We start from the raw sequence: 14,003 nt of genomic DNA on the forward strand, positions 1-14,003 counted from the left end.
CATGTTTGACTGGGACGACCTTCGCATCTTCATCGCCGCCGCGCGGGCAGGATCGCTGGGCGGCGCGGCCGTGCGGCTGGGCGTGGATGCGGCTACCGTCGGGCGACGCGTGGCGCGGCTGGAAAGCACGCTGAAATCCACCCTCGTCGTCCGGTCCACCACCGGCCTTCAGCTGACGGCGGCCGGCGCCCAGTTGCTCGACATGGGGCTGGAGGCCGAAAGCGCGATGGAGGCCGCCGCCCGCGTGACCCAGTCCGACACCCTGGCCGGCGTCGTGCGAATCAGCGCCTCGGAAGGGTTCGGCGTCAGCATCGTGGCCCCCGCCCTGCCCGCCTTGCGCCGCACCAGTCCCGGCCTGCGGATCGAGCTGGCGGCCACCTCCGGCTTCCTGTCGCCGACCCGGCGCGAGGTGGACATGGCGATCACCCTGGCCGCGCCTGACGCCGCGCGTCTGATCGTCGAGCCGCTGACGCCCTATCAGCTGGCCCTCTACGCCTCGCCCGACCATCTGGCGCAGCATGGCGCGCCCCGGACTGTCGACGACCTGGCCGCCTTCGACATCGTCGGCTATATCGATGACCTGATCTATGCGCCGGAGCTGCGATACCTGGACGAGGTGCGCCCCGGCCTGACGCCCCACGTCGCCTCGTCCTCGATCCGCGCCCAGAAGGAGATCATCGCGGCCGGCGGCGGCATCGGCGTCCTGCCCTGCTTCCTCGCCAAAGGCCTGGTGCGCGTCCTGCCGTCCGTCCTGATCGAGCGCCGCTTCTGGCTGGCCACCCACAGGGACGTTCACGACACCGCCCGCATGCGCAGCGTGCGAACCTGGCTGAAGACCTTGTGCGACGCTCGCCAGGCCAGCCTCAGACCCTATGCGCCGCTCGCGGGTTAGCGTCACAACAGTTCGGCCACACCTTCCAGGACAATTCCGCGTTCGAGGGAACAGAGGTCGCCGTCAAATCTTAATGTCAGGCGAGCGAGATTTGCCATGACCCTGATCCTCAGCCTGACCTTGATGACCACCCTGCTGGGCGCCCCCAATGCCCCAATGCTGCGTGACGCAGATCTCGAAGCTGCAACCACCCCGGCCATCGAGCGCACATCTGTTCAGCAGCCCGCCGCCGACCACTTCAGCGTCCGCCTGCGCTGCACGGCCCTGGCGTCCGGCCGCGTCACCGACTGCGTTGTCTTGGAAGAAAGCCGCCCCGGCCTGGGCTTCGGCGAAGCCGCCCTTGCCCTGATGAGCGATGCCGAGGTCACCCCGATCACTGAAAACGGCCGCGCCGTCGATGCCCCTTTCGAACGCACCATCGACTTTACGCCCTGATCTCTAAAACAGCGAGGTCGCTCCTGTTTGGTCAGGAGTTCGGTGCGCCTTCTGAACACGTCGTTGCAGTGCTCGATCGCACTCGACACACGCCAGTCTGCCCGGCATTGAAGCCCTCATGCTCGCTCCCGCAACGACCAGCCGCGCCATCGACGCCCAGCAGATCGTCGAAGCTGCGATCGCGCATGCGACCGCAGAGGGGCTGAACAGCCTTACCTTGCGCGATCTGGCCCAGGCCGTCGGCAAGAGCACGACCGTCATAGTCAATCTGTTCGGCGCCAAGTCCGGCCTGATCCAGGCGGTGGGCGAAGAGGCCCTGCACCGGGACGCGGCGTTTCACGACAGGTTTTTCCAAGCCGTCGCCGGCCTGCCCGTCGAACGGGACAACTTGCTGGCCTTGATCCAGCACTATCTGAGCCTGCGCGCCAGGTCTGAGGCGGGTTTCGTGCGGATTTGGGAAGCCCTGCTGCTGGACGCAGAAGCCGGGCCTGAACGTCGCGATCTAATGGCCCGGTGGGACGCGCTGCGGTGCGAGGCCTGGCGCAATCATTTGGCCGTCGATGACAGGTTGGCCGAGTTCGCCGGACCGCTCGTCGCCTGGCTGACCATGGAGCAGTTCTATGCCGGCGCGCTTTCGGGGCGCACCGACTATGCGATCATCGTCGCCGAGGGTTTGGGCGGTCTGGTCGATCACGTCTTCGGGCGTCCCGACGGCCCGGCGACCGCGACCTTGTGGCGGCGTGAAAATCTGGTGCTGCCCAAGGCGCCCGCCGAAGGTCTTGAGCCGGAGTCCATGCGGCGCAAACTTCTCGACATCGCCGCCGACCAGATGCTGGCCGGCGGAGTGACGACGGTCACCAACCGTTCGGTCAGCGTCGTCGCCGGCACCTCGACCTCGACCATCGCCTATCACTGGCCCGACATGCGGCGGTTCGTTCTCGATGCGGTGTGGCACAGCGTGTTCCGCGACATGCCCCGCTATCTCGCCGGTCAGCGGCCCGAGGGTGATCCCGCTGCGGCCGATCTGGACAGTTGGGCGCGCATCATGGCGCCGACCGTGTCGATCCAGCCGGAGGCCGAGGGCTTCTACGTTCGCTACGCCCGGCTGATCGCGAGCGCCTGTATAGAGGCGCGGCGAGACCCGTCCCTGCAGGATCTGGCCATGCTGCTGCGCGGGCCGGAAGGCGGGGGCACCTATTACAACAGCGTCGGCGTCTGGCCCTCAGAGTTCGACCTGAATCGTCTGGCGGCTACGCGCTTCGCCCTGTGGATCAAGGGCGCCGCCCTGACGGCGCGCGCGACAGGCGAAGACATCACGGCGACGGACTTACAAAGGGGTGCGTTGCGACTGGTTACGCGCCGCACGTGACAGAACACGCGTTATCCGAGAAATGCCGGCCGAATAGCCACGCCTGACAGAAACACTTCAGCTAAGCGTCACAAAAGCATCGCTGCTGCGGCCTAATGGCGCATCGTTGTCGAACAGTTGTTTTTCTGGCGCGGCGAAGGCGGCTTCAGCCTCCTCCCCTGCGCTTGTCGTCGCCCCGCCTGACCGCCGGATCACGACTGTTCGACAGCACCCCGAAACGCTTCGGCGCGCGAGGGAGGGGGTCTCCCCGCGCGTCGCCCGAAGGATGGTCAACATGCAACGTCTTCTCCTCGGCGCCTCCGGCGTCGTGCTCGCCTTTGCTGCTATGCCCGCAGCGGCCCAAACCGCTTCCGAGGCCCACACCGCGACGGTGCAGGACATCGTCGTCACCGCCCAGCGCCGCGAACAGTCCAGCCAGGACGTCGGCATAGCGCTCACTGTCGTCGGCGGTCAGGACCTCGACGAAAAGGGCGTCAACGTCATCAACGACATCGAAAACGTCGTCCCGAACATGGAGGTCGATAGCCAGTTCGGCAGCGGCCAGCCCAGCTTCCGCATCCGCGGCATCGGCACGCGCGAATACTCCTCGAACAACGCCTCGACCGTCGGCATCTATGTCGACGAAGTCGCCCATCCCTATACGATCACCACCCAGGGCGCGATGTTCGACATCTCGCGACTGGAAGTGCTGCGCGGGCCGCAGGGCACCCTGTACGGCCGCAACACGACCGGCGGTGCGGTTAACATCATCACCAATGCGCCGACTGTCGATCAACGCGCCGGCTTCTCGGCCGAATACGGCTCCTATGACCGCTACAAGGTCGAAGGCTATGTCTCGGGCCAGATCGCACCCGGCCTGTTGGGTCGTTTGGCCGCCGTCACCGAACAGGGCGGCGCCTGGCAGTACCACCGCACGACCGGCGAAAAGCTGGGCGATCGCGACAAGACCGCCCTGCGCGCCCGCCTGACCTGGGACGCCTCGCAGGACGTCACGGTCGATCTGTCCGCCACCTATTCGGTCGACAAGTCGGACGGCCTGGGCTTCCGCCTGCGCGCGCCCTACCCGGTCTTCGACGGCAGCGTGACCTACCCTGCCGATACAGCGCGCCGGATCACAGGCTGGCAGATCTCGCCGGCCCTTGCGGCCGTGTCCGGTCGCAGCCTGAACGCCAAGCCCGGCCGAGACAATGACGGCCTGGACCTCAGCGCCCGCGTGCGCGCCGACCTGGGCTGGGCCACGCTGAACACCATCACCGCCTATCAGACCTTCAGCCGTTCGGAATACAACGACTGGGACGGCACGCCGGCGGCGGAATCGGACGTCTACTTCTACAACGACATCAAGGCCTTCTCTCAGGAGGCCCGGCTGTCGAACGAGGCGGGCCGCCTGAACTGGATGGTCGGCGCCCACTATGCCGACGAAAGCGTCGACGGCGGCTTCTACACCGAGTTCCGCGGCGCCAACCGCAACCTGATCAACACGCCCTACGATCAGTCGGTCCAGGCCATCGGCGTCTTCACCCACAACAGCTTCGCCCTGACAGATCGCCTGAGCCTGATCGCCGGCCTGCGTTACGAGAACGAGGACCGCAGCCTGACCACGACCGGCACGCGCCGCCTGAACGTCGCCGTCGGCCCGGAGGCGACATTCGAGACCTCCCTGTCGGAATGGACCGGCCGCTTTGGCCTTGAATACGACCTGGCCGACAACGCCCTGCTCTACGCCAGCGTGGCGCGCGGCGTAAAGTCGGGCGGCTTCACCACCTACAACGGCCAGTCGCGGACGTCCTTCAAGCCGGAAATCGTCATCGCCTATGAGGCCGGCATCAAGTCGGACCTGTTCGACAATAGCCTGCGCGTCAACGGCGCCGTCTTCTACTACGACTACGAAAACCAGCAGATCCAGGGCAACGAATACAGCCGCGAGACGGGCCAGCTGGGCAAGATCACCAATGTGCCCAAGTCCGAAATCTATGGCGGCGAGATCGAGCTGACGTGGACGCCGTTCTCGGGCCTGACGATCAGCCAGAACTTCGGCTATAAGGAAGGCAAGTATAACGAATACTTCGCCATCGACCCCACCGCGACCAACGCCGCCAACCCGGTCAACGGCCCATGGGACATCATCATCTCGAACGACCGTTCGGGCGAACCACTGCAGTTTCCCAAGTTCAACTATGGCGGCTCCATCGCCTATGATTGGTCGATGGCAGGCGTCGCCCTGCGGGCAGAGACCAACTACAATCAGCGCGACGGCATCTACAACGCGTCCTCGGCCTCGGTCCTGCCGGGCTATTGGCTGTGGAACGCCAATCTGAGCGTTGGGCCCGAGAACGCCAACTGGCGCGTCGGCCTGTGGGCGCGCAACCTCTTCAACACCGAATACGAAGAGACCCGCAACAACTTCAACGGCGGCGCCCGCCCGACCAGTTCGCCGAACGAAGGCCGCACCGTCGGCGTGCGCCTGACGATGGACTTCTAGGCCAGGTCGCTATCGGCGGGTCGGTTCGTCCGGCCCGCCGCCCTCTTGCTTTCGCCTGCCGGGACCGTCGCCGATGCTGATGCTCAAACCTTCGTTGTCGCTGAGCCGCCGCGCCCTGATCGCGGGCCTGGTCGCCGCTCCGGTCGTGCTGCGTTTCGGCCAGGCGCAGGCCGGCGGCGCCTATCTGTTTCCGCTCGGCGTCGCCAGCGGTGATCCCTGGCCCGACGGCTTCGTCCTGTGGACGCGTCTGGCGGCCGATCCCGTCGCGCCCGATGGCCTGGGCGGCCTGTCGGCGCCCATCGAGGTCGTGTGGGAAGTCGCGACGGACGAAGGCTTTGGCCGCATCGCCGCCTCGGGACGCGCGACGGCGGACGTCTCTGCCGCCCATGCCGTTCACGTCGAGGTTCAGGGCCTGCGCCCCGGCCGCCCCTATTGGTATCGCTTCACCGCCGCCGGCCAGCAAAGTCCGGTCGGCCTGGCGCGCACCGCGCCCGCACCGAACGCCGCCGTCGACCGGCTGCGTTTAGCCGTCGCCTCCTGCTCGAACTGGGAGTCGGGCTATTTCAGCGCCTATGGCCACATGGCCGACGAGGCGCCGGACCTGACCCTGTTCCTGGGCGATTATATCTACGAATACAGCCGAACCGGCGCCCAGGCGGCCAATGTCGTTCGCCCCTATGGGCTGGAAGAGGCCACGACCCTGGCCGGTTATCGCAACCGTTACGCCCTGCACCGCACCGACGCCGACCTTCAGCGTCTGCATGCCGCCGCGCCGTGCCTGGCGGTGTGGGACGACCACGAGATTCAGGACGACTATTCCGGCATCTGGTCCAAGACACCGGGCGTCGCGCCGAGCGACTTCCTGCGTCGTCGCGCCGCCGGCTATCAGGCCTTCTACGAGGCCATGCCGATCCGCCGCACGCGGCTCGACGCTCGACTTCAGATGCCGATCCACCGCCGCATCCGATACGGAAATCTGGCCGAGTTCTTCATGCTGGACGGCCGGCAATATCGATCCAGACAGGCCTGCAGCGACGGCCCGAACGGCGGCAAGGGGCAGGTCGTCACCGACGCGGCCTGTCCCGATCGCCTGGACCCCTCGCGCACCTTCCTGGGCTTCGAACAGGAAAACTGGCTCTATGACGGCCTGGCCAGATCGCAGGCGCGCTGGAACATCCTGGGCCAGGACCTGGTGATGGCGGGGTTGCGGTTCGGAAACGGCGATGCGCAGACGCGCTACTGGACCGACACCTGGGACGGCTATCCCGTCGCCCGCGACCGCATGACCGAGGCTCTGGCCACCCTGAAGCCGCGCAATCCCGTCGTACTCAGCGGCGACTACCATTCCTTCTGGACCAACGACGTGAAGCGCGTCAGCGCCGATCCGTCGTCGGCGACGGTCGCCACCGAATTCGTCGGCACCTCCATCTCGTCCTCGGGCCCGCCCTACGACTCCCTGATGGCGAACATGCCAAACAACCCGCAGATCAAATTCTTCGACAGTCGCGTTCGGGGCTACATGTCCATGGACATCACGCCGCGCCTGATGACCACGCGGTACCAGGCCATCAGCGACGTCCGCGATCCCAGGGCGACCCTGTCCACCCTGAACACCTGGGTCGTCGAGGACGGCCGTCCCGGCGCCCAGCTCGCCTGAAATCCAACAGTCCCAGAGTTCCCAATGCGTACATTTTCCCACGCCCGTCTCCTGACGGCGACGGCCCTGGCGTTCGCCCTCGTCGGCTGCGCCAGCGCGCCTGCATCCGCCCCCACCTTCTGGACCGGCTTCCGCGACCATCCGCACGGCTATCTGGCAAAGGACGACGCCCCGAACGCTGCCGCCTTCCTTCCGCCTCCGCCGCAAGCCGGTTCGCTGCGCGAACAGGACGACATCGCCGTTTATCGCGCCACGCGCGCGCTGAAGGACACCCCGCGCTGGGCCCAGGCCCGCGCCGACAACGAGATCGAGACCCCCAGCGCGCCCCGCGTCTTCGACGAGGCCTTGGGCATCACCTTCACTCCGGAACGCATGCCCACCCTGACCCGCCTGCTGGGCCGGATGCTGGGCGACCTGGAGACCATCCAGACCCCCGCCAAGCGCGGCTTCATCCGTCCGCGCCCCTTCGTGACGGAGCCCGCCGAGACCTGCATCACGCCCGAGCCATGGTTGGCCGCCAGCGGCTCCTACCCCTCAGGCCACTCCGCCCTGGGCTGGGCCTGGGCGCTGGTCCTGTCCGAGATGGCGCCCGACCGCGCCGACGAGATTCTCGCGCGCGGCCTGGCCTATGGCGAAAGCCGGATGATCTGCGGCGTCCACTACGCCAGCGACGTCGAGGCCGGCCGCATCGTCGGCGCCGCCCTGTTCGCCAGCCTGAAGGCCGACCTGGCCTTCCAGTCGGATTTCGTCATCGCCGCCCGCGAACTGGCCGAGGCGCGCGCCGCCGCCCGCTGATCGGCCGACGCCACGAAGGGCCTCTCTGTAAGGAAACGGGTCGCCGCTTCGTTGGACTCATGCGCGATGCTCTTGGGTCGCCGCATGTTCGGGGCACATGGTGCATTGGTTGCGATCACTCACGCTGGTTCCCGCCGTGGCGGTTTGCCTACTCGGCGCCGCCCGTGACAGCGAAGCCTGGCGGTTCAACATCCCTGCCCAGAGCGCGATCGGCGGGCTGAACGCCTTCTCGCGCCAGGCGTCGACGGTCCAGATCCTGATGTCGCACGAAACCGTCAGGGCGCGCCGCACGAACGCGCTGAAAGGCGACTACACCGCGGATGCCGGATTGAGCGTGCTCCTGCGAGGCAGCGGACTTCAGTCTCGAAGAACCGGTCCATCAACCTATTCGATCGTGGTGGCCCGTGATCAACGCCGCACCTCTGCGACGCTACAAGCACGGCCGGGCGAGCACAGCCGAGTTTCCGTCCTGGCGAAAGGCGATCAACGATGACGATGCGTTCCGGGGGCTGCGCGCTCATGTTTCTCCTCGCCTGTTCCAGCCTGACGTCGCCCGCGATTGCGGCGGTCCGCAGCGATGCGTCCTCAGTCGTCGATGTGAAGCCGACACCGATCGCGGATGTCGTGCGAGAGATTTCGATCCCCTACGAGACCTTCACTCTTCCGAACGGGCTGCGGGTGATCGTTCAGCCCGATCACCGATCCAGTCTGGTGACGATCCAGGTCGACTATCTGGTCGGATCAACGTCCGAGCCCCCCGAAAGGACGGGTTTTGCGCACCTGTTCGAACACCTCATGTTCAACGGCAGCGAGAATGCGCCCGGCGACTACAGCCTGTGGTTCCAAGAGCTTGGTGCGGACTTGAACGGCGTCACGAGCGCAGACAGAACCGCCTATTACGAGCGAGTTCCGACGGCCGGTCTGGAACGAGCGCTGTTCCTTGAAAGCGACCGCATGGGCTATCTGCTCGGCGCCGTCAGCCAGACCACGCTCGATGAGCAGAGAGGGGTAGTCCAGAACGAAAAGCGGCAGGCCGACGATCGGCCGCTGGCCAGGGTGCGGGACCATGTTCGTGAAGCCGTCTATCCGGCCGGACATCCCTATGCGCACACCGTCTTCGGATCGATGTCGGATCTCAACGACGCCAGCCTCGACGACGTTCGGGCGTGGTTCAAGGCGCACTACGCGCCCGGCAATGCGATCCTGACCCTTGCCGGCGACATCGACGGCCCCACGGCGCGGCGACTGGTCGAACGCTATTTCGGCGCGATCCCGGCCGGCCCTATAAGCACGCCTCCACCCGCACCCGTGCCTGAGCCGTCCAGCCGTCGCGAGGAGACGATGACGGATCGCATCGCCTCGCCGCGCCTGTTTCGCGCCTGGGCCACGCCAGGAGACGACGACCCGCAAGCGCTCGCTCTCGACGTCGCCCTGGGCGTCATGGCACGGCCGTCGACGAGTGAATTCAAGAAGCAGCTCGACTGAAGGGGATTCGACCTTCAGCACCCTGACCGTAAGCTTCGATCTGGGTGATCGGGGCGGATTGATCGTCATCGAAGGCTCTGTCCGCGAAGGCGTGGATCCGGCCGTCGCCAGCGCACGCCTCGACGCCGCCATCGCCCAGATGCTGTCGCTCGGCGCGGCGCAGGACGACATCGACAGATATGTCACCGACCTTGTGTCCCAGCGAATCCGCACACTGGATTCCAGCGGCGCGAGTCTGCTGGCCGCCGCCATGCGCACGACGGGCGATCCGGCGAACTACCGGTCGCAGTTGGACGGGCTGGCCGGCCAGACACCGGCCAGCGTAACGACCGCCGCGCGTAAATGGCTGGGCCTCCCCGCCTATGCGCTCACCGTACTCCCAGGCGCGGCGGCGCCGTTCGAAGTGGTCGGTCCCGTTCGTGCGCCGACGAGTTCGACGGCCGAGACACCGGCGCCGCGTGTCAGCCGCGGCGGCCTGCCCCCGCTCGGCGCCTTCGAAGACCTCGCCTTCCCTGCGGCCGAACAGGCGCGCCTGAGCAACGGCATCGAAGTCATCTACATGAAGGGTTCCGAGACGCCGTTGACCCAGGTGGACGTCCAGTTCGACATCGGCGAATCCGAAGCACCGTCTGCCTCGGCTTCGCTCCTTCCGGTTCTGGTCGGTCTTTTCACCGACGGCTCTGCACAGCGCAGCGAAGCGGAGATGTCGCTGGAACGCGACGCTCTGGGCGCGACCTTCAACGTGACCTCGCAGGGCGACCAGACGCTCGCCAGCCTGTCGGCGCTGAGCCCGAATCTACAGTCCTCTCTGGACCTGATGGCGGAATCGCTGATGACCCCGTCGTTCACCGACCAGAGCCTGGATCGCCAACGACAGGCGCGACGCGACGCCATGCAGGAGGCGCGTCTGGAAGGCGCAGACGTGCAGGGCGCAATTTCCAAACTGGTCGAAGGACGATCCGACGCCCCGACCCAGGCGTCGGACAACGACTGGTCGCGCGAAGCTATCGTCGCCTATCACAATGCGTGGATCCGACCTGACAAGGCGACGCTCTATGTCGCCAGCGACAAACCTCTGTCGGAGGTTCTGCCGATGCTTGAGCGTTCTTTCGGGCAATGGGGCGCCGAAGGGCAGCCGGGCGTTCCGGCATCCCCGTCACGCTCGGCGCCGGCTGCGCCGGGCATCTATCTCATCCACCGCGCAGACTCGGACCAGGCGCTGATCTTCGGCGGCCAGGACATCGTCTTCCGCGACGACGACCAGCGGCTGGCCGCCACGGTCGCGAACAGCGCCCTGGGCGATAGTTTCTCCAGCCGCCTCAACACTGACTTGAGGGAAACGCGCGGGTGGAGCTACGGCGTGCAGGGACGTGTCGAGACGCGCCCGCACGGCGACCGCTATGTCGTTTCCGCCCCCGTCCAGCAGGATCGCGCGGCCGACTCCCTTGCGGCCATCCAGACCGATATCTCCGACTTCCTGACCACCGCCCCCCTTACCGATCAGGAGTTCCATCTCGCCGTGAACAATCAGGTCCGCGCCCTGCCCCTGACCTACAACGATGGACAGTCCTTCCTGGGCGCCATCCGGGAGAACAGGCGACTTGGACGGCCTGACGATTATCAAGGCGGCCTGGCTGCGCGGTATCGGGACATGACCGTCGATAAGGCGAGATCGGCGATCGCGGCCGCGATCCGCGCCGATCGCTTCATATGGGTGATCGTCGGCGACAAGGCCCTGATCGGACCACAGCTCGAACAGCGGGGACTTGCGTTCAATGTCGTAAATGACGAGCCCGGGACCGCGCTTCTTGCAGAACGCTGAAGTCAGCCAAGGGCTGCCCCTTCGGCCGTCACGATACAGAGCGGCTCGATAAGGAAAGCCTGTTCGCCTTCGTCGGAACTAGGCCCGCACGCCGGCATCGCCGTAGCAACAGAACGGGCTCATTTCGGGGAGCTTCTAGACCATGACTTTCAGACGCATCGCACTCGCGGGCACGGCGCTTGTCGCGCTCGGCCTGTCCCAACCGGCCTGGGCGTCGATGCAGGACGCCGTCCCCGTGCAGACGCTGGTTCAGTCTGTAAGCATTCCGTACGAAAGCTTCACGCTGGACAACGGCCTGCGGGTCATCGTCCACACGGATCGAAGCGTGCCCCTGGTGTCCTTCCACGTGATCTATGACGTGGGCGCCCGTCATGAGCCTGCAGGCAAGAGCGGCTTCGCCCACCTGTTCGAACATTTGATGTTCAGCGGAAGCGAGAACGCCCCTGGCGACTTCTTCACGCCCCTGAAGGCCGCAGGCGTCACGGCGAACAACGGCATGACCCAGGCGGACAAGACCAGCTACTACGAGACCGTGCCTACGCCTGCACTCGAACGCGTCCTGTTCCTGGAGAGCGACCGCATGGGTCACCTGCTCGGCGCCATCACGCAGCAGCGCCTTGATGAACAGCGGGCTGTCGTGAAGAACGAAAAGCGTCAGGGGGACAACGAGCCGGCCGGACTTGTCGAATACAAACTGACGGAGGGGCTTTATCCCGCCGACCACCCCTATGGTCACAGCGTCATCGGTTCGATGGCGGATCTGGATGCGGCGACGCTGGATGACGTCAAAAGCTGGTTCCAGGCGCACTATGGCCCCAACAACGCCACTGTGACCCTGGCCGGCGACATCGACGTCGCCACGGCGCGGCGACTGATGACCCAGTATTTCGGCGACATCCCATCGGGGCCGCGCGTCGTGTCGCCTCCCGTGACAGTCCCGACCCTGCCCGCCCGCAAAGACGAAACCATGACCGATCGAGTGTCCGCGACGACACTGGTGCGAGCCTGGGCGGTGCCCGGACGGGACGATCCTCAAGGCGTGGCGCTGGAAGCGGCGGCAGGCCTTCTCGGCGCGCTCGGCTCATCGCCACTTCAGCAAATCCTGGTTCGGGACGAAAAGCTGTTCACGGGCGCATCGGCAAGCGCGAGCCTTTCCGATCGCGGGGGCATGTTCGTCGTCGCCGGCGAACTGGCTGAAGGCGTCGATCCCGTCGCCGCCGGAAAGAGGCTCGACGCCGTGATCGCCGACTTCCTCGCGAAAGGCCCGACCGCGGACGATCTCCAACGCTACATCACCCTGGACGTGACCGGCAGCCTTTCGGGCATCGACGCGGTGTCCGACCGTGGCTACGCCCTAGCGGACGGCAGCTTCCTCAGCGAGGGACCGGACTATTTCAAGGATCGCCTGGTCAGCCTGGCGGCACAGACGCCCTCCGGCATTCAGGCCGTCGCCAAACAATGGCTTACACGGCCCGTGTATGCCTTGACCCTCGCGCCCGGCCCGCGCGTGGGTTACGTCGAGTCCGACGCGGCCGATGTCGTGGCTTCGACCAAGGCGGCGCCTCAGGACGTCGCCCCGCCGCGCGTAAGCGCCCGTGGCCCCCTGCCTCCCGTCGGCGATGCGCCGACCCTGAACTTCCCGCAGGTCGCGCGTCCGACGCTGAGCAATGGTCTTGGGGTGGAATACGTCCACCGCGCCGCCAGCCCGATCAGCTATGTCTCGCTGGAGTTCGACGCGGGTTCGGCGGCGGAGCAGCCCGGCCGCATCGGCGCGCAGACCATGCTCCTGGACCTGCTGGATCAGGGAACCCTGACCCGAAGCCAGAGCCAGTTCGCCAACGAGTTGGAACGTCTTGGGGGCGACATCCGTCGCGGCGCGTCGAAAGACCGAACCAGCATCACCCTGTCGGTCCCCACCGGAAACCTGCCGGCGGCCGTCGTTCTTCTGGCCGACATGGCCAGGAATCCGGCCTTTGCTGCGGATCGGATCGAGCTCCAGCGCACCAGTCAGCTGGCGGCCATCGCCGATGAGGCGACCGATGCTCGAACCCTTGGCGACCGCCGCCTCATCGGGCTGCTCAACGCCGCCTCTCCCTACGTCAACGATCACGGGGCGGGAGACGAAGAGGCGGTTCGCGCCCTGACCCGCGACGATCTGGTCGCCTTCCAGCACGCCTGGCTGCGGCCGGACAAGGCCAGGCTCTTCGTGGTCAGCAGCGCCCCACTGGACGTGGTCCAGCCCCTTCTGGAAGAGCATTTCGGCGACTGGCGTCCGACCGGACCCGCCGGCGTGAAGGACTTCACCCGGCCAGCCCAATCGGCGGCGCCGCAACTGGTCCTGATCGATCGTCCCGACTCGGCCCAGTCCGTCATTCTTGCCGGTCAGTACACCGGCCTGCGCAACATCGACGACATTCTCACCGTCGATGTCGCCAACGACGGTCTCGGCGGCGGCATTCTCGGCCGGCTGAACACCGACCTGCGCGAGCGAAAGGGCTGGACCTATGGCGTCAGCGCGGGCTTCCGCGCTCAGGCCTATGCGGCGAACTATATGGTCGCCGCACCCGTACAGTCCGACAAGACCGGCGCAGCGATCCAGACCATTCGGGAGATCGTCGCGAGCTACATCGGCGACCAACCGATGACCCAAACCGAGCTGACGCTTTCCGTCGATAGCCGAATGCGTTCGATGCCGGCTGAGTTATCGACATCGAAATCCATTCTGGACGCCCTGCGCTCGAATGCGATCTACCAACGTCCCGACAGCTATTTCTCGGATCAACTGGCTGCGCTCGGCGCCCTTCGTCTCGACGACGCGCAGTCCGCCATCCGAAACGTCGTCAATCCGGACAAGTTCGTCTGGGTCGTCGTTGGCGATGCGGAAAAGATCCTACCTCAGCTTCAGGATCTGAATCTGCCCATCCAGGTCGTGCGGTCTGACGCCGACTAGGGTGACGCCAGCGTGAAATGCGGGGTGCAGTCACACCCCGCATTTCATATTTTAACCTTTCGCGACATATTTTTGTAAGGAAGCATACAAATCCTTCGTCGATCTTCACAGGACAA

Annotated in this window: 10 protein-coding genes; all 10 read left to right on the forward strand. The window is 66.0% G+C overall.

Going from position 1 to position 14,003, the window contains the following annotated elements:
* The first annotated feature begins 1 nt into the window (after window position 1).
* The 10 genes from AC3ISA_RS00420 to AC3ISA_RS00465 all read left to right on the forward strand — a co-directional run bounded on the left by AC3ISA_RS00420 (window position 2) and on the right by AC3ISA_RS00465 (window position 13,887).
* Window positions 2-892 carry a LysR family transcriptional regulator gene (locus AC3ISA_RS00420; protein WP_489178843.1) on the forward strand — a complete coding sequence of 297 codons (891 nt, stop codon included), beginning with the start codon at window positions 2-4 and terminating at the stop codon, window positions 890-892.
* A 96-nt stretch (window positions 893-988) separates the two neighbouring features.
* Window positions 989-1,327 carry an energy transducer TonB family protein gene (locus tag AC3ISA_RS00425; protein WP_372694351.1) on the forward strand — a complete coding sequence of 113 codons (339 nt, stop codon included), beginning with the start codon at window positions 989-991 and terminating at the stop codon, window positions 1,325-1,327.
* 118 nt (window positions 1,328-1,445) lie between these two features.
* Window positions 1,446-2,696, forward strand: coding sequence for a TetR/AcrR family transcriptional regulator (locus tag AC3ISA_RS00430; RefSeq protein WP_372694349.1), 1,251 nt, complete (start codon window positions 1,446-1,448; stop codon window positions 2,694-2,696).
* Window positions 2,697-2,970: 274 nt separating this feature from the next.
* On the forward strand, window positions 2,971-5,178 hold the full coding sequence (locus AC3ISA_RS00435; protein ID WP_489178844.1) for a TonB-dependent receptor: 2,208 nt from the start codon (window positions 2,971-2,973) through the stop codon (window positions 5,176-5,178).
* Window positions 5,179-5,251: 73 nt separating this feature from the next.
* Window positions 5,252-6,835: an alkaline phosphatase D family protein gene (locus tag AC3ISA_RS00440; protein WP_489178845.1), complete on the forward strand. Its 1,584-nt coding sequence runs from the start codon at window positions 5,252-5,254 to the stop codon at window positions 6,833-6,835.
* Between the two features lie 24 nt (window positions 6,836-6,859).
* On the forward strand, window positions 6,860-7,630 hold the full coding sequence (locus tag AC3ISA_RS00445) for an acid phosphatase (protein ID WP_489178846.1): 771 nt from the start codon (window positions 6,860-6,862) through the stop codon (window positions 7,628-7,630).
* Window positions 7,631-7,727: 97 nt separating this feature from the next.
* Window positions 7,728-8,123 carry an STN domain-containing protein gene (locus AC3ISA_RS00450; protein WP_372694341.1) on the forward strand — a complete coding sequence of 132 codons (396 nt, stop codon included), beginning with the start codon at window positions 7,728-7,730 and terminating at the stop codon, window positions 8,121-8,123.
* Window positions 8,120-9,115, forward strand: a complete 996-nt coding sequence (locus tag AC3ISA_RS00455; RefSeq protein ID WP_489178847.1) for a M16 family metallopeptidase — start codon at window positions 8,120-8,122, stop codon at window positions 9,113-9,115. The genes AC3ISA_RS00450 and AC3ISA_RS00455 overlap by 4 nt, the downstream gene beginning before the upstream one ends.
* Window positions 9,090-10,937, forward strand: coding sequence for a M16 family metallopeptidase (locus tag AC3ISA_RS00460; protein WP_489178848.1), 1,848 nt, complete (start codon window positions 9,090-9,092; stop codon window positions 10,935-10,937). Before AC3ISA_RS00455 ends, AC3ISA_RS00460 begins: the two co-directional genes overlap by 26 nt.
* A 142-nt stretch (window positions 10,938-11,079) precedes the next feature.
* Window positions 11,080-13,887, forward strand: coding sequence for a M16 family metallopeptidase (locus tag AC3ISA_RS00465; protein ID WP_489178849.1), 2,808 nt, complete (start codon window positions 11,080-11,082; stop codon window positions 13,885-13,887).
* Window positions 13,888-14,003 lie beyond the last annotated feature (116 nt).

The sequence above is a fragment of the Brevundimonas sp. KH_058 genome, from assembly GCF_057838505.1.